Genomic DNA, 15985 nt, shown 5'->3' with positions numbered 1-15985 from the left:
TTTCCCTATCCAGAATCGACAGCTTTTCTTGGTATGACTGTGTTTGATCCTTCCCTACTTCGCTTAGAAAAGTTTTGTCGTAAGATTCCGGTTAGTTTTGTCGTGACTCCCTTTCATTCTCCTTCCATTTCCAAAACAGTTCCATCATGACGAATCCAAACAGGCGGGCTTCCTAGATTAATGTCCTGACAGATTGCCCATCCAATGTAGCCATCGTCATCTCCACGTTCTACAATGCTAAACAACCAATTCAGATTCTCTTCATCTACTTCCATTGCACAAGAAAGCAGAAACGTATCGGGTAAAGTTTCCAGCAAATGAGGCGGAAACATTTCTTCGTCTACTTCCTCTTGTGAAAACATGTTAGCTTCCCATGTGAGAGATGTTAACTCTTGCTTTGAAAACATCACTTGACTCATCAAATATGTTACAAATAATTCTTCTGCTTCCCCCATGGTTAACTTACACATAGCCTTTTTCCTTTAATGATACAAACGATTCATCACAAACGATGACATGATCCAATATCTCAATGCCCATCATCTTGCCTGCTTCTATTAATCTTTTGGTTACATCGATGTCTTCTTGACTTGGTTCTGGATTATTAGACGGATGATTATGTCCAAGAATGAGTGACGCAGCATTACTTAACACTCCTATTTTCATAATTTCCCTAGGGTGAACAATACTCGCATTTAGACTTCCTATGTGGCACGTGTGAATCGCTGTCGGTTGATTTTTTGTGTCCAGTGCCATTACAACAAAATGCTCTCGATCAACACCATCTAAATATTCCTTAAACAACTCCCAAGCATCACTCGGACTAGCAATTCTTCGGTTCTTATACAACAAGCTTGCTTCTCGAACCAACTTGACACTCACAATGTTCACTCTCTTAGCTGGCTGCTCTTTTACCTCCTTCACTACATCTACAAATGGCAACGGTAACTGTTCAGTGTAATCATACTTTTTCATGTTATTTTCCTCCTAAAGTCAAATAGCCCTTACTCCCATAAGTGGAAGTAAGGGTTTTTACAGTTATTATTTTGTAAGTTAGATGTATAGTCAATCAAATTATATTTTTTCGAAATCTATAAAACACTTATGTGTTCAGCAAATAACTCTAAAGGTAACGGATACCAAATATCATCCACTTTACTATTTACATATCCAAATACCACCCAGGTAGAAGTCACTAAGCTAAGATCATTATCTACTAGAGTTTGTACATTTGGATCCTCCTTTACCAATTCTTCGTACTTGCATAACTCTATTACTTCGATAACTCCATCCTCTATTCCAAAGAATCCATGACTAGGTGATATAAAAAACCTTTTTCCTACTTCTATATCTCGTTCTACTGATACGACAGGCATATACTTCCCTCCTAAAATTAGAATAGCCCTAATCCCTCGGAAGGAATTAGAGCAAAATACTACTATCTAAGGTAATAATATATATTTATAGATACGTTTGTTCCATTTTAGAAGAAAGAAAAAAAGCAACCACACAGGCTGCTCCACTAGTCACCCTATTATTTTTTCACGTCAATACTTCCACCGAGATGTGGCTGAGTTGCTTGCTCCATTTTTTGCACATTCGCTGAATCGATCAACTTGTCCAGAGCTTCACTTTGTTGACCCCCATCACTTTCTTCATCATCGAAACCGATGCCTGCTGTTTCACTTCTCCTTGACTCATCGCCATCGCTAGTGCGGCAATATCGATCGTAACACCTTCTTTCCATCAGAATTAAGAAACGAGATACGGTTCAAACAACGTTTCCATTTCTGCTTTCAACTTCTTCACGTTTGGAATGAGCGTGAACTGTAGGATCTCTTGGACTGTGCCATAGGAATGATCTTCAAGGGATGTTACTACTCGCTCTAGACTTTCACGAACCTTCCCAATGTGTACTTCTACTAACTCCGTATCATTCATTTCCTCAAAAACAGGACCGATTGAATTCTCAATTGATGCAAATCCACCAACGACATCATCCATCAATTGCATTGCCTCAGGGTATTTCTTTTCATTAAGCTGCTTTTGTACATGTGTTAATCCTTCTAAAACCGTCTCTGACAACTGTAAACTCTGTTTCATGACATCAAGATGCTTTTCCATATGGATCACTGCTTTCTATGTATGTATATTTTACTGCGTATCTCTCATTCTATCGACATAAAACTACAAAAATTGAATGGTGATAGGCTCGGATTCGTTCCTAAAGGGAGATCATTAATTATATTAATACCTTAGCGGGACATTTGATTTTTTTACAGTTATATCTTCTATATCTTCTCCTAACCTTTCGATGTAAAAATTCACACCTTTTTCAGCAATATCACTATTATTTTTAGGACCAATAGTGATTTCTCTTATTGGTAACTTTTTAAACTCCTGATCTATATATGGAGTTATCACTCCATTATTACTTCTAAATTCCACATCTGCTTTATCTTGAATTGTTGCAACAACCCTGAATTCTTCTTCAGCCTTAAATGAATCATGCTTAAAAAATATTGAATAAGATATTATTACTGATTTATAATAAGGTAGTAATTTACTTTCTAGCTCTATTAACTCTGGTTCTTGGGAATTAATGTTCTTAAATGTTTTGATAAGTGAACTTGCTAGCATTTCAATCTGTTCTTCACGGTCATAAATAACATTTCCATAAACTATAAAGAAATCATCATTTTCATCGTGAAAATCGTCTAATAATGACTTTGAGTCAAAACCTATATTATACCCATCACCTTTTGCATAATTCCCCCACAAAGTTAATGAATCTCCTTTTTCAGACAAAGATAAAACATAGATTTCTATTAATTCTTGGACATTTACAAATCTTGAATCAACCGCCTCCGTAAATTTTTCTAACATAGTTTTATAATAATCATTTTCTTTTATACCTTTTCCATACTCTTTTATTAGTAGTTCAGAAAAGATATCTAAGGATTCATCAATAATATTTGTTATATATATCACTTCCATGGAGTCATTTAAAAAATCACTTTTTGTCATCCAAAGCTTCTTATTTTTTATAATCCCCATAAGTCCTTCTATGCTAGTATAATGATACATCTTTTCCGGAATACCTTCTGGTCTTATTTTTGGTCCTATATCTTCCCAAAATGTTTTTATCAATAATTCCTCTAATTTTACACTCATTGTACTTCCTCATTTCCAACTTACCAGTTTTCTATCTAGTTAGACTAAAAAATATTATAAATAAAATAAAGAGACTCTAGCATATTCACTAGAGCCTCTAAGCTGGTCATAAGTATTAACCAAGTAATTGTAGTACTGATTGTGGTTGTTGATTTGCTTGAGCTAACATAGACTGAGAAGCTTGGGAAAGAACGTTTGCTTTTGTCATTTCCATCATCTCTTTAGCCATATCAACGTCACGGACACGAGATTCCGCAGCTGATAGGTTCTCAGAAGAGTTATCTAAGTTAGAGATTGTGTGCTCTAAACGGTTTTGAGTAGCACCGAGTTTAGAACGCTCTGCAGAAACATTCTCAATCGCATCGTTGATCGTTGTGATTGCAGCATTTGCACTTTCCTGCGATGAAATATCGATGCCGCCTACACTAACCTCTGTTTTATCAGTGAATACAGCTGAAGCAGCTAAAGCTTTTACACCATCAATATAATAACCGTCGGTAACAAAAGATGCAGCAACTTCTCCATCAGAATTTAAAATATCATTGCCATCAACAGTGTAATCACCTGTCTCAAGCCCAGCAAAAGAAGCTGTACCAGTAGAACCACCAGCTGCGGCAACTACAACTTCACCTGATGTGACCCCTTGGGAAAAAGTCAGCGTATCATCAGCAGCACCTGCACCCGTATATGTTAATCCTCCATCTGTGCTATTTGCAACCACATCTCCCGCGTCATTAACAAGGTCATGAGTGCCTGCATCATTTTCTACTGCTGTATAATTCCCATCAACAATAGCCGGTGTAGTATTAGCAGCGTAAGTTCCTGTTACGTCAAATGAAGCATCCCCTGCGATACCAAGCTCTAGACCTCTCATATCATCTATTGCAAGATTAAGGTTCTGACCTTCATTAGCACCAATTTGGAACTTATTATCTAACGAACCGTCAAGAAGGTTTTGAGTATTAAACTCTGTGTTATCACCAATACGTGTGATTTCAGCGGCAAGCTGATCAACTTCTTTTTGAAGCTCTTCACGGTCTACTGCTACGTTTGTATCGTTGGCAGACTGAACGGAAAGTTCACGCATTCTTTGAAGGATTGAGTGAGTTTCGTCTAATCCACCTTCAGCAGTTTGAATCATGGAAATACCATCCTGAGCATTACGGCTTGCTTGATCAAGACCATTGATCTGTGCACGCATCTTCTCGGAAATTGCAAGACCTGCTGCATCGTCCCCAGCTTTGTTGATACGCATACCTGAAGATAGCTTCTCCATTGAAGATTGCATTGCATTTTGGTTGATTCCCATTTGACGATGAGTATTCATCGCTGGGATGTTATTGTTGATAATCATAATAAAATTCCTCCTTGAGTTTGCTTCCTGTTCACATCCTTGTGAGTGGAAGTTTCTGTTTTGGCTTCGAAGGAAAAAGGTCGGCCGCCCTAGTCCTTCTCGCCTTACAATAGTATTATCGGATGCTGACGAAAGATGTTTAGCAAAAGAAGAAAAAAATTTAAAACTTTTTTCTTTTCTTTATATAATGAGGAGAGTTATTACCATTAGATAAACTCATTAAACATTCTTTCAAGTTGTTTCAGCGGATAATGACATAGTCCATCCTCTATTAAACTCTCTAACAAATTATACAATTGCCCATAACTAAACTACATTTTTTACTTAAACCGACATAATTATCTCCAATAAAATAGTGTAAGAGTAAATACACTGAACGGGATATGATATGTGTAAGTAGATATACATTAGTTATCAAATGGTAGAATTGCAGGCAATAAAAGAAAAATGGGGAGAAAGAAATGAATTAAGAGAAGTGTTCCCGACAGATGGATTATTTAGTAATCTCGCTCAATCGTAGCTTTATGTAGAAAAACAAATGAAACGTGAGGTTCAAGTTAGTAATCTATTCACTGAGTGGTGACACCTAGTATCCGAGCAAAGCAGAACCTAGAATGAAAGGTTCTGCTTTGTTCTTTAAAGAAAAGTCACGTCAAAAGTAAAAGAATTCGGTCATTACCTTAGAAAAAGAGGCAAAAGTTTTTCACTATCTTCTTCTACCTAACTGCATCTACCCAGCCTCTACGAATAATATTCACCATGGCATCCGTTCTGTCATTGGCTCCTAATTTCTTGAGCAGATGGCTAATGACTGTACTAACAGTTGATGGTGCTAAATACATGAGCTCGGAAATTTTCTTGTTATTATGCCCGTCTAATATATGTTGAAGTACTCTTTTTTCATTTGAATTTAATGGAAGCTCCATTTCTTCTTCTCTTAATACAAGTCGATTTATTGGTCGATCCTTCAGCTTTTTTTTCTGGATATCGTTTATGAGGTCTTGATGCAGCGACTGCTCCAAGAAAACATGGTATTCATCAAGTGTCTCCATCACTCTTTGCCCGTGATTCAAAAAGTAGTCAAGCGAAATAATCCCATTCATTTCGTGATTTAAATATTGAAAAAGAGACTGTTTAGGTTTTTCTTTTGTCATGATCACAACATATGGGTCCACCATCGTTGGTTTTTCCAGCATCGATTCGATCCATTGCATACTATCCAATCGATATTCATCGATTAAAAAGAATATATAACGGATATCGTCCAGGCCAGTCGGATAGGTGTAATCTATAATGACATCTTTATCGTTTGTGATCTCTTCTACCTGCTGAATCAATGTTCCAGTCAAACATTCGTCGTAATCGATAAAGAGAACTTTATGTTTTTTTGTAACGGATTCTAAAGAATTCAGCACGTGCAGATCACCTCTCCTTAATATCTACTCTCAACCCTAACTATGTAATCACTCTTAGACAAGATTCGATAGTCTTTCGACATGTAGGACTTTTATTGTTTTGGAACCTTATTTAAGAGCTACTAAGAGAAATAACGATACTAGTTTACAAGTTTATCTATATTTATAGTTCTTAAGTAGAAAAACGGCATAGCCGTCTTTTATTAAATACAGCGTCATCTTTAAAGCCACCATCACTTAAGCATCAGGGGCGAACTTCTCTTGACGCGTGTGGCGTAAAGATAGCTGTCATTTTATACTTTCTCTTAAAAAAATTTTCCACTAAATAGAACAACGAAACGTGCAGTTACTTTGGTTTCGTAAATGTTTGTAACTGTTTTAAAACATCTATAGAGCCAGCTGCTGCTGCAGTGTTTTCTTCCTGGATAGCGAGGTAGATTTCTTTTCGATGGATATCAATATTTCTCGGTGCATTTATCCCAAGCTTTACTTGATCTCCTTCTATCCCAATTACGGTAACCTCAACATCATCACCAATCTTAATTGATTCATTAAGCTTTCTAGTGAGAACAAGCATCTCCTAGCCCTCCTTTTTTCCCGAAGCTTCCAATGCTTTCAGGTTGTGCTTCGTATGGTAATTTGATTCATTTAATACGATTTGTTTCCCTTGTTGAACAGCACTATTAATGACGATAGGTCCTCGCAAATTTGCTGTCGATGCTTCCAACGTGTCTCGCAGCGTCAGGACAACAAACAAGGCAACATCCTCTTCTTTTTCTATCTGAAGGGCTTCAATCGTCTGATCCGAAAGCTTCGCCGTATAGTCAGGAAAAAATGAAAACGGTGTCATCACAACTAAAGCTAATCCCGCTGTATGTATCGATTGTAAAATATAAAAGGCACTAGGTTCTTCACTAAAAGGAAGTAAGATAAATTCCTTCTCCGTTTCAAAACTTGGGATCCCTTGTTCAAAATTTATTATATTTTCTTCTTTGATCTCGGCATCACCTGAATACTTGGTTTTGATATTCAATTAAATCACTCCTCACTTAGTTATAGTATATCGATTCCTGTCGACATTGTCTTGGTAAAATTAAGGAAATATGTAGAATTTTTTTGATTTCACTCATAAGGATAAATACTAGATATTTTCCTCTTCCCTACATAGCTCTTTCATACACAAAAAACCTGTGAGTTACCTAAGCACTCGGCAGGTTTTATAGAAAGTGAATAAATTTTCATTTAAAGTTGTCTATTCACCGATCCACCAATGACATCAAATTGAATGGAATTTTTTTGCTGAACGTAGATGTTTGTTTCCCAACGTGGGACGGTAATCTCCGGTTCATTTTTTTGTACGTGAATCTTTGGTTTTTGCCAATTGGATTGAATACTTACCTCTGCAGGTTGAAAGTCGATCTTAACCTTCCCCATATGCTCTGGTACCATGGCAAGATTGTATTGCTTCGGTTCCCGTGTTCCGTTTTGTTGAGCAATTTGTGGAATCGCATTTGTGCCATTTTCAATCTTTTTCAACATTTCACCTTGCTGAGCTGTTTTTGCCACGTATTGAGAAGCAGTTTGTTGCGCTTTAGCAACAAATTCCTCATTCCTTCTAAAAATGCTTTTCAAATTTGCATCAGCGAAAGCTTCTGTTTGATCAATGTAAAGCTTAGAAGCAGTCGTACTAATACTTAGCGTGCTTCCCAGCTCTTGCTCAATCTGCATATCAGCCGGACGCTGCTTTATCGAAAGAGGAGGCCTTTGCTGTTGCATACCAGTAACGGCATCTTGTGTTTGAATTTGAATACGTGCAAGATCCATGCAAGAAGCCCCCTTCTTTCGTTTTTTGTTTGGATCATCCTTCTAAATTACCTCAAGAAATCCATAAGCGAAGGTTGGATAATTTTCGAAGTGGAAGAAAGTGCTGCTCGGTGTACATTCTCCTGCGCCAACAATTTTGTAATGACTTGCTCAATTTCAGCATCTTCATTATCAGACATAATCCGTTTTGCGATTACTTCTTGTTCCTGAATCCTCGAGTCCATCATCTCGACTCGGTTCATACGGGCACCAAGCTCTGCTCTTTCATTGACAGTGTTGTTAATATGCCCATCAAGCACATCGAGCATGGCTGATAAGTCCTCTGCCGTTGTGTTCTCGTCGTTCAAAGCATTCTCCAGCTCTTGGATATCCTGGAATAGTTCTTCTGAATAAACGTTTTGCGGTCGGATATTAACTGGTACCTTTACACCCTTTAAGAGCTCAATTTCTACATTTTGTTCGTTATCAGAGACAGTATAATTCCCTGCACCATCCACGCTGACGGGAGGATTCGTTGTATCTGTTCCATTAAAAATATATTTATTATTAGAGCGAGTATTTGCCATAGATTCCAAGTGCTCACGAAGCTGCGTGACTTCTTTGGCGATATTTGCCCGTTGTGTTTCTTCATAGGAATCATTTGACGCCTGAACCGTTAGTTCTCGAACTCGTTGCAAGGCATCTGTTGACTGACCAAGCGTTGAATCCGCTGTGTCCATCCAGTTATACGCTTCCGATAAGTTACGCTTAAACTGTTCCGTTTCAGCGACTTGCGTACGATACCGCATACCATTCATGGCTACAACCGGGTCCTGTGAAGGCCGGGATATTTTCTTTCCGGTCGATAATTGATCGGAATAGTTTTTCAAACTCTCGAAGCTATTCCCTAAATGGCGAAGGGAACTATTCGCCATCATTGATTGTGTCACACGCATCTCTTTCACCTACTTTATAGTATTATCGACCACCGACGCCCATTCCGTTAATGATGCGATCTAGCATTTCATCTACCATCGTTATATTGCGAGCCGCTGCATTATAAGCATGTTGAAACTGAATCATATTTGTCATTTCTTCATCTAGCGATACACTACTTACCGATTGGCGATTTGCATGAACAGAATCTCGTAACGAAGCCGAGTTATCCGTTAATCTGCCAGCTTCTTTTGTTGAAACCGCCATTTCACCGATCACACCTTGAAAGAAACTGTTTACATTCGTCAAGTCCCCACCAAAATTAAGAGAGGCATCTTTTACATCCGCTAAATTTAATGCGTTCCCGCCATCACCAGCAAAACCTACGCGAGCTCCATTCTCACCAACATTCTGAGCTGCGGCGATGTTGTTTCGACTAGCCAGGATTTCGTCTGAAACTCTCAAATACTTCGCCGCTCCTTGGACGTCACCATTGTATTCATCTGAATAGGCAAAGAAGTTAACTCCTCCTGCACTATTCCCCTCTATTTCCGAAAGGCTGATTCCCTCTTGATGCTGTTGATTAAATGCCTCAACAAATGTTGCAACCATCTGATCCAAGTCTCGCATCATCTCAGGATAAATACCAGCTTGCTCGCCATTTGCATCTTCATACCCAAATCCTTGGACCATCGCCATGAGAGATCCCGGAGAATTGAAGTCAGAAAATGGGATAGTGGTATTATCATTTGTAAAAGTAATTCCTGTTACAAGTCCGGATTCGCCTTCTCCGTCAGCAAATTGCACCTCTATAGGGTTATATTCCGCTGTTTCGCTATCTACTAACGTAATTCCAGTATCTTGTCCATTTCGGTCTAATAATGAAATTGTGTACTTCCCGTCAGCCATTGCTTTTGACTGGCCGCCGCTCGGGACTCGGTCGACACTAATATTCACAAATTGAGACAACTCATCAACGAGTACATCCCGTTTATCGTAAAGATCATTCGGTAAATAACCATGAGGTTCCACAGAAGCAATCTGTTTGTTTAATTCATTTATTTGATTCAGAGTCGAATTCATTTGATTTTGCTCTACACCAATTTGTTTTCCATAATCACGTTGAATAGCTTCCAATGATTCGTACGTATAGTTAAATGTATCTGCTACAGCTATTCCTGATTGACGAACAACGGAACGAGCCCCTGCATCTTCAGGGCTGCCAGCAAGATCCTGCATAGACTTCCAAAACTCATCCATGACATTCGAAATACCGTTTCCCGTTAATTCATTCATCACGTCTTCCACTTTTTCCAGCGACTTTTGCCGAGTCTCCCAATAACCATGTTTATTGTTTTCTCCGCGAAATTGCTGATCCAAAAACTCTTCACGCACACGTTGAATTTCTCCAGCTTTCACACCCGTTCCCAATTGTCCAGGAATACCTGGCTTGTTAAACGCTGGGTTCGGAAAAGCTTCCGTTTGCGTGAAGTTCACACGCTGTCTGGAATAGCCTGGTGTATTTGCATTTGCAATATTGTGCCCTGTTGTATGTAATGCTGATTGATGCGTGCTCAAAGCACGGCGAGCAGTTTCTAGCCCATGAAATGTCGAAAGCATCCTATTCTCTCCTTATTAAAAACCGCATAGCGGATTTTTATTAAATACAACGTTAGCTACTGCCGCCATCCTTTAAGTAGCAAGGTGGTCTTCCTTGCTACGTGCGGCTTGAAGGTAGTTGCCTTCTCTATACAAAACGCGTAGCATCTTCTGTTTAAATTAGTTTCTAATCCTAAATATTTTAAAAGCTCGAAGTAGTGAAGGAGGCGACTCCAGCGGGATAAGCAATAGCTGAAGACCCCACAGGGTCCTTTTCCCGAGGAGGCTGAAGCATTGCCCGCGGAAAGCGTCCACCTAAAGCGGATTCGAGCCACTCTGTATAAGAAAAACGCCTAGTTATACTTTTGAATCAAACAACGACCGTTTATCCGGATCGAAATCATCCTTATCTTCATTTTCCCCAGTACCAGAATAACTGGAGAATTGATTCTGCGGATGCATGGCATCAAGGGAAAGGTTCACAAAGCGCAACGAATCCTCTAACATTTGACGGTTCAGCTCATTTTGCTCTTTAAGTTTCTGAATCTCAATGACTAACCGGTTTTGCCAATGACTCAAATCCTCCCGCTCTTTTTCAGGTAAGAGAGGAAGTAGTTGATCCATCGTTACGTTCTCTTTCACCAGTCCCTTTTCATCCATCCATTGCTGAATAAGATGTTGCCGCGTATTTTCAAGCTTTCGGAGGTGCTGAATCAATGCGGATTCATCCTTTAAAACTTGGTCAAGACCAGCCATATCCCCTTTTTTAATGACTTCCTCTTTTTTTAAAGCCTGCTCATTAAAACGTTCATGAACAACCGTCATTGCCTGGAAAATTTGGATAAGCTCCTGCACCACATCAAACACCTCGTTTCGGTTTATTTATTCCAAAAATCATAAAGCTTCTTCGCTACCTCTTCAGGGTTCACTTTATACGTGCCGTTGTTAACTTGCTCTTTTACTTCTTGTACGCGTTCCATTCGATCCGCAGAAATTCCAGGTGTATTAGCCAGTTTTTTTGCTTCAGGTGAAATTTCCACTTGATCCTGCTTTTTAACTTGGTCCTTTTTTTGGCGCTCTTGGACTTCTTGACTCTTCTGATACGCTTTTACGGAATGCATCGGATTTATTTTCATGGTTACGCACCTCCTTCAATCCTATTAATGAATAGGGGTATTCTCCTATGGTAAGGTATACAGCACTGACCGAAGTCACCGCCACTTACACCTTTTATAACCTCTACTAACTATATCGGTTATTCCCCGTCAATCTTTACTATTCAGTCAAAAAAACATTTAACAATAGTCTATTTTACCACAAAATCACTCATTTCCTTTTAAAAGGGGTCAGACCCGCCATTTTTTTCCAAATAAAAAAGCGTCCATATTATGAACGCTTTTCATTATAATTTTATCGATTACGGTTGAAGCGGTCGCTCATGGATGAGTAGGTTTGATACTTCGCCTTTTCTCGATCCTCTTTTCTTTTCTCATACGCTTTTTGTCGGTCTCCTGCTTCAAGATCACGACTAAATCCGTCCGTACAATCCCCGCAAAGCTTACCCTCTTTGATATTTTTTCCACATTTTGAACATGGGTATCCTAGATTAGGAAATTGTGAGACATGAAGTCGTCCTTCGCGGATAAATCGAACAATCATATCTTTTTCGACCTCTGTCCCCTCAACCACTTCGTCTAATGTTGCTTTTCGATTCTCTCGTCTGCGAATAAATTTATAAACAATATCAAACTTGTTTTCTACTTCTCGTGCACACACATCACAAACCGAGCGCAATGCCTTCACATAAAGCTTTCCACAGTTTGGACAATTGACCAATTCCGCCATATTAAACACTCCTCTTTACTCCAGCTCTTACGTCGATGACCAAGCCAGTTTTCACTTTTCTTATATATCGACATATTTCGCTAAGAGTTGAATGTTTTTTTCAAACTTCCTGTCGCTCGAGCTACTGTAAGACCAAATACTTCTTTTGCTCCGTTTGTATAGAAAACACTTGCTGCAGCATGCAGTGTCGCCCCGGTTGTATAAATATCATCAATGAGGAGGATTCGCTTACCATCAAAGGACACATTCATTCCTTTTTCAGTCAATTGAAAGACGCCATCCAAAGCTTCTATTCTAGCTTGCCGATGACGTTTACTTTGTTTCTCCGCCGCTCCAGTCCGTTCCAATAATTCCACGCATGGAAACTTTTCTGCAAGCAAAAGTCCTTGATTGAAACCTCGTTCCCATAACCTTTCCTCCATTAAGGGAATCACTGTCACAATGTCTATATGCCCTAGCTCCCGACTTGCTTTTTTCAAGTCACCAGAAAATAAACGTGCAATCTCAGCATCTCCTCGATACTTAAACCGGGCAATTACTTCTTGCAGAAAAGGTGTATACGCGTATAATGCCCGATGTTGCACAGGCATAGCTCCCCCTTTTTCCTTCCATAGAAGGCAATCTTGACACTGTTTTTCCGGCTCAGCTTTAAAGCTGGCATGACGAGATTCTTCCTTGCTTAAAGCAGGCCGGCCGCACATTTCACAGCTGATATCAGTAATTCGCTCCAACTTTTCTGCACAATCAGGGCAGAGAATACTTTCTTGTGTGATCCCCAACATCCACGACCAACTCACATCCTCGTGGAACCGTTCGAGGCAATACACACATCGATTATTTGCTTGTACATGTTCTCGCCAATGCATCCTAATTAACGCCTCACTCTCGTTAGTATTCTTGATTCATTGCTTTTATGTGTCTTATCGCCTCGACCATCGCTATCGTTTTGCCATGATGAAAAAAGATGATATCTCCTGTTGGCTCATCCGCACTTCGTCCGACCCGTCCGGCAATTTGCACGAGCGCTGATTCTGTAAAAATCCGGTCTTCTGCGCCTAACACACCTACTTGAACTCCTTTCACTGTGACTCCTCTTTCCAATATCGTGGTTGTTACTAAAATGCGAATATTCCCCTCCCTAAAACGCATGACTTTCTCTCGTCGTTCTTCATCATTGGCGTATACCGAATCGGTACTTACCTCTGGAAAAACGTAGCGAAGTGCTGCGATTACAGCAGGTTGGAGATCAATTCTTGGTAAAAATAAAAATATTTGTTTTTGTTGTTCTAGGGTGTGCTTAATCCAATGGAGGAGATGGTAAGGGAGCTTCTTTTTTCGTTGAAGGTTTTTCATCCAGTTTCCAATCCACATCAGTTTTGGGACAGGAAGGGGATGACCGTGATACCTTCTTGGTACCTTTACATGAGGAATTTTTCCGTTTTCGGCTGCGCTTTTTAATTCTTTTGGAGGGGTGGCCGTTAAATAGATTGTCAAACTAGGAGTCAAGCTTGCTTTTTTCACGGCAAAATGAAGTTTTTCATCATAGCTAAATGGAAACGCATCGACTTCATCAATAATCACAATCGGAAAATAATCATGGTAACGGAGTAGTTGGTGGGTCGTAGCAATCAAAAGCTGGGCTTTGGCATAGCGGTCATCCGCCCCGCCATAAAAACCTTCCACAACCGTATTAGGAAAAGCTGCCCGAAGTCTTGGTAACAGTTCTAAAACAACATCTGTCCGGGGAGTCGCGATTAGAACGGGTTTGTGGGCTTCAAGACCTGCCAAAATAGCCGGGAACAGCATTTCCGTTTTTCCTGCGCCACAAACTGCCCAGGTCAGGAACGAATGGTTTTCTGTAAGCGGTGTGTTGACCTGTTTCACAAGCGCATCCGCTGCTTTTTTCTGGGCTGGTGATAGTTCCCCTTGCCAGCCGAGCCGAGGCATTTTCATATCATTTAACTGTTGCATCGCATGCCAAGTAAGAAAAGGTGTACACGAGCTGACGCGGCCCATCATAATGCAACTGCGACAATACGTACACATGTCATTACACCTAGCACATTCAAACTGAGCTACAAGAAAAGGATCCGAAGTTCCACAGCGTGAACATGCTAATTTGCGAGATTGCGGAACTATGCCAGAAGAATAGTGAATATAACCGTGGCAAACATGCTCATGAATCTCCTGCAGCGAAAATATTGCAGTTACTTCATCTAAAAGTAATCGCCCCCCCCGTAACATTGCTTCCAAGTTTGGATTAGGGATAAACGTTTGATTTACTTGGGGATCTGCGATGTCAGTTTCATAGTCGGATAGTCGAGTGAGAGGCAATTCTGCCATGGGTTCAAGTAGTTGTTCAGGAATAAGCCAATAAGCGAACCCTTGAGGATCATGAGGTAAATACACAGCATACTTGTGATTTTTCAAAGTGGATTCGGAGAGAGGTAAAACATAAAAACGCATAGGATACGCCTCCTTTATGGGATTGTATGGGGTGGGGTGATAGCGTAGAAGATAAACATTTGATCATTTATAGTTTTAGTATACTTCATTAAAAGGATCTGTAAAATTATTTTTTAAAAGAAGATTGAATCTGTGGAAAGCTTTATACCAAGAAAACAGCTTGAAGAAGCGAAGGTGGCGACTCCCGCTGAAAACGTCCACCTAGAGCGAATTCAAGCACTTCCTTTCCCAGTGATAACAACCTTCTATAAGAAAATCAATATCGTATTAAAAGGGTCTAATTAAAACGCAAATCTTCTATTTTATCCGCGAATCAACCCAACCTATACCAAGACTGCCTTCACCTAAATGAGTACCGATGACCGGCCCGAAATAACTAATAGAAACATTCGAATTCGGATATTTCGCCTGCAATTCTTCCGCAATAACAGCTGCCTTATCAGGACAATTTCCATGAATCACCGTGATATCAAGAGGATCTCCATTTTCCGCATCCTTATCTAATATCGAATATATCCTTACTAACGCCTTTTTAGCCGTACGAACCTTTTCATACGGAACAATAATTTTGTCTTTAAAATGAAGCACAGGTTTTATCTTCAAGAGACTGCCTACAAATAATTGCGCGCCATTTAATCGACCTCCACGATGCAAGTGATTGAGATCATCCGCGATAAAATAAGCTTGTATGTTGTTTTTCATGTCGTATAAATGATCAAGTATCTCCTTTGAACTGTAATTTTGTTCCGCCATTTTTGCCGCAGCCAGAACATAAAAGCCTTGCACCATACAGCTTACTTCCGAATCAAACAAATGAACCTCTACATCCTCAGTCATGTTTCCAGCTGCAAGTGCTGTTTGATGTGTCCCACTTATCCCACTTGAAAGCGTAATGACGATGATTTCCTCGTGATTTTCTGCTAGCTCTTGGAATTTTTCTTCGAATAGACCGATGGCTGGTTGCGAGGTTGTCGGAAGTTTTTCGACTTGTTTCATTTTCGCATAAAATTCTTCCGTGGTAATTTCCCATTCTTCTTTATACGTTTCTTCACCGAAGTTAACATCTAGGGGTACCATAGTTATGTGATGTTCTTCCCGTAATTCTTTTGGTATGTATGCGGTGCTATCTGTAACTATAGCTATTTTACTCATTTAGGTTTGCTCACTTCTCTCTTTTCTAAATTTCATTAATAAAAACGGCAAAGCCGTCTTTTTTATCTTGTTAAAAATGACATCTGTCATATTTGAAGCATTATACTTATACTATCAACTGACAGGTCCCATTGTCTACGCTTATCTTCATATACTCTGCAAACCTCTTAGGATTCGACCACTTTTTCAGGTTCATTTTCTTTCAAGGTCTTTTCGGGGTCTTTTTTGGTTCAATCTTTTA

Annotated in this window: 20 protein-coding genes; 1 reads left to right on the top strand and 19 read right to left on the bottom strand. The window is 39.6% G+C overall.

What is annotated here, in order from left to right; genetic code table 11:
* Window positions 1–113: 113 nt before the first annotated feature.
* The 18 genes from ACHABW_RS20395 to ACHABW_RS20310 form a co-directional block, all read right to left on the bottom strand.
* A complete protein-coding gene (locus ACHABW_RS20395) occupies window positions 114–470 on the bottom strand; it encodes a hypothetical protein (protein WP_435758063.1) in 357 nt (118 codons plus the stop codon).
* Complete coding sequence (locus tag ACHABW_RS20390) at window positions 463–975, bottom strand: JAB domain-containing protein (protein ID WP_435758061.1); 513 nt, start codon at window positions 973–975, stop codon at window positions 463–465. The genes ACHABW_RS20395 and ACHABW_RS20390 overlap by 8 nt, the downstream gene beginning before the upstream one ends.
* Window positions 976–1091: 116 nt before the next feature.
* Entirely contained in the window at window positions 1092–1376 is a 285-nt protein-coding gene (locus tag ACHABW_RS20385; protein WP_435758059.1) for a hypothetical protein, read from the bottom strand.
* A 158-nt stretch (window positions 1377–1534) separates the two neighbouring features.
* Window positions 1535–1747, bottom strand: coding sequence for a YjfB family protein (locus ACHABW_RS20380; protein WP_435758057.1), 213 nt, complete (start codon window positions 1745–1747; stop codon window positions 1535–1537).
* Between the two features lie 5 nt (window positions 1748–1752).
* On the bottom strand, window positions 1753–2124 hold the full coding sequence (locus ACHABW_RS20375; protein ID WP_435758055.1) for a hypothetical protein: 372 nt from the start codon (window positions 2122–2124) through the stop codon (window positions 1753–1755).
* Window positions 2125–2247: 123 nt separating this feature from the next.
* Window positions 2248–3174 carry a DUF2971 domain-containing protein gene (locus ACHABW_RS20370; protein ID WP_435758053.1) on the bottom strand — a complete coding sequence of 309 codons (927 nt, stop codon included), beginning with the start codon at window positions 3172–3174 and terminating at the stop codon, window positions 2248–2250.
* Between the two features lie 115 nt (window positions 3175–3289).
* Window positions 3290–4528 (bottom strand): flagellin, encoded by a 1239-nt coding sequence (locus ACHABW_RS20365; RefSeq protein ID WP_435758051.1) that lies wholly within the window; start codon window positions 4526–4528, stop codon window positions 3290–3292.
* Between the two features lie 716 nt (window positions 4529–5244).
* Window positions 5245–5943, bottom strand: coding sequence for a response regulator transcription factor (locus tag ACHABW_RS20360; protein WP_435758049.1), 699 nt, complete (start codon window positions 5941–5943; stop codon window positions 5245–5247).
* 346 nt (window positions 5944–6289) lie between these two features.
* Window positions 6290–6520, bottom strand: coding sequence for a carbon storage regulator CsrA (gene csrA, locus ACHABW_RS20355; protein ID WP_435758047.1), 231 nt, complete (start codon window positions 6518–6520; stop codon window positions 6290–6292).
* A gap of 3 nt (window positions 6521–6523) precedes the next feature.
* Window positions 6524–6976, bottom strand: a complete 453-nt coding sequence (gene fliW / locus ACHABW_RS20350) for a flagellar assembly protein FliW (protein ID WP_435758045.1) — start codon at window positions 6974–6976, stop codon at window positions 6524–6526.
* Window positions 6977–7185: 209 nt separating this feature from the next.
* Window positions 7186–7767, bottom strand: coding sequence for a DUF6470 family protein (locus ACHABW_RS20345; protein WP_435758043.1), 582 nt, complete (start codon window positions 7765–7767; stop codon window positions 7186–7188).
* A gap of 47 nt (window positions 7768–7814) precedes the next feature.
* Window positions 7815–8702: a flagellar hook-associated protein FlgL gene (gene flgL / locus ACHABW_RS20340; RefSeq protein WP_435758041.1), complete on the bottom strand. Its 888-nt coding sequence runs from the start codon at window positions 8700–8702 to the stop codon at window positions 7815–7817.
* Window positions 8703–8724: 22 nt separating this feature from the next.
* Entirely contained in the window at window positions 8725–10302 is a 1578-nt protein-coding gene (gene flgK / locus ACHABW_RS20335) for a flagellar hook-associated protein FlgK (protein WP_435758039.1), read from the bottom strand.
* A 336-nt stretch (window positions 10303–10638) separates the two neighbouring features.
* Window positions 10639–11136, bottom strand: a complete 498-nt coding sequence (locus tag ACHABW_RS20330) for a flagellar protein FlgN (protein WP_435758037.1) — start codon at window positions 11134–11136, stop codon at window positions 10639–10641.
* A 23-nt stretch (window positions 11137–11159) separates the two neighbouring features.
* Complete coding sequence (gene flgM, locus ACHABW_RS20325) at window positions 11160–11417, bottom strand: flagellar biosynthesis anti-sigma factor FlgM (protein WP_435758035.1); 258 nt, start codon at window positions 11415–11417, stop codon at window positions 11160–11162.
* A 274-nt stretch (window positions 11418–11691) separates the two neighbouring features.
* Window positions 11692–12126 carry a TIGR03826 family flagellar region protein gene (locus ACHABW_RS20320; protein WP_435758033.1) on the bottom strand — a complete coding sequence of 145 codons (435 nt, stop codon included), beginning with the start codon at window positions 12124–12126 and terminating at the stop codon, window positions 11692–11694.
* A gap of 80 nt (window positions 12127–12206) precedes the next feature.
* Window positions 12207–12992 (bottom strand): ComF family protein, encoded by a 786-nt coding sequence (locus ACHABW_RS20315; RefSeq protein ID WP_435758031.1) that lies wholly within the window; start codon window positions 12990–12992, stop codon window positions 12207–12209.
* Between the two features lie 22 nt (window positions 12993–13014).
* Window positions 13015–14592 (bottom strand): DEAD/DEAH box helicase, encoded by a 1578-nt coding sequence (locus ACHABW_RS20310; protein WP_435758029.1) that lies wholly within the window; start codon window positions 14590–14592, stop codon window positions 13015–13017.
* Between the two features lie 132 nt (window positions 14593–14724).
* Between ACHABW_RS20310 and ACHABW_RS20305 the strand changes: the two genes are divergently transcribed.
* Window positions 14725–14877, top strand: a complete 153-nt coding sequence (locus ACHABW_RS20305) for a hypothetical protein (protein ID WP_435758027.1) — start codon at window positions 14725–14727, stop codon at window positions 14875–14877.
* A gap of 12 nt (window positions 14878–14889) precedes the next feature.
* Here the strand turns inward: ACHABW_RS20305 and ACHABW_RS20300 are convergent, their stop codons facing one another.
* Complete coding sequence (locus ACHABW_RS20300) at window positions 14890–15744, bottom strand: DegV family protein (RefSeq protein ID WP_435758025.1); 855 nt, start codon at window positions 15742–15744, stop codon at window positions 14890–14892.
* Window positions 15745–15985: the final 241 nt, after the last annotated feature.

This window comes from Salipaludibacillus sp. CF4.18 (assembly GCF_051262595.1).
Classification (GTDB): domain Bacteria; phylum Bacillota; class Bacilli; order Bacillales; family Salisediminibacteriaceae; genus Salipaludibacillus; species Salipaludibacillus neizhouensis.
Note: the sequence above shows the minus strand (reverse complement) of the source record. Positions and strands in the feature narration are given on the sequence as shown.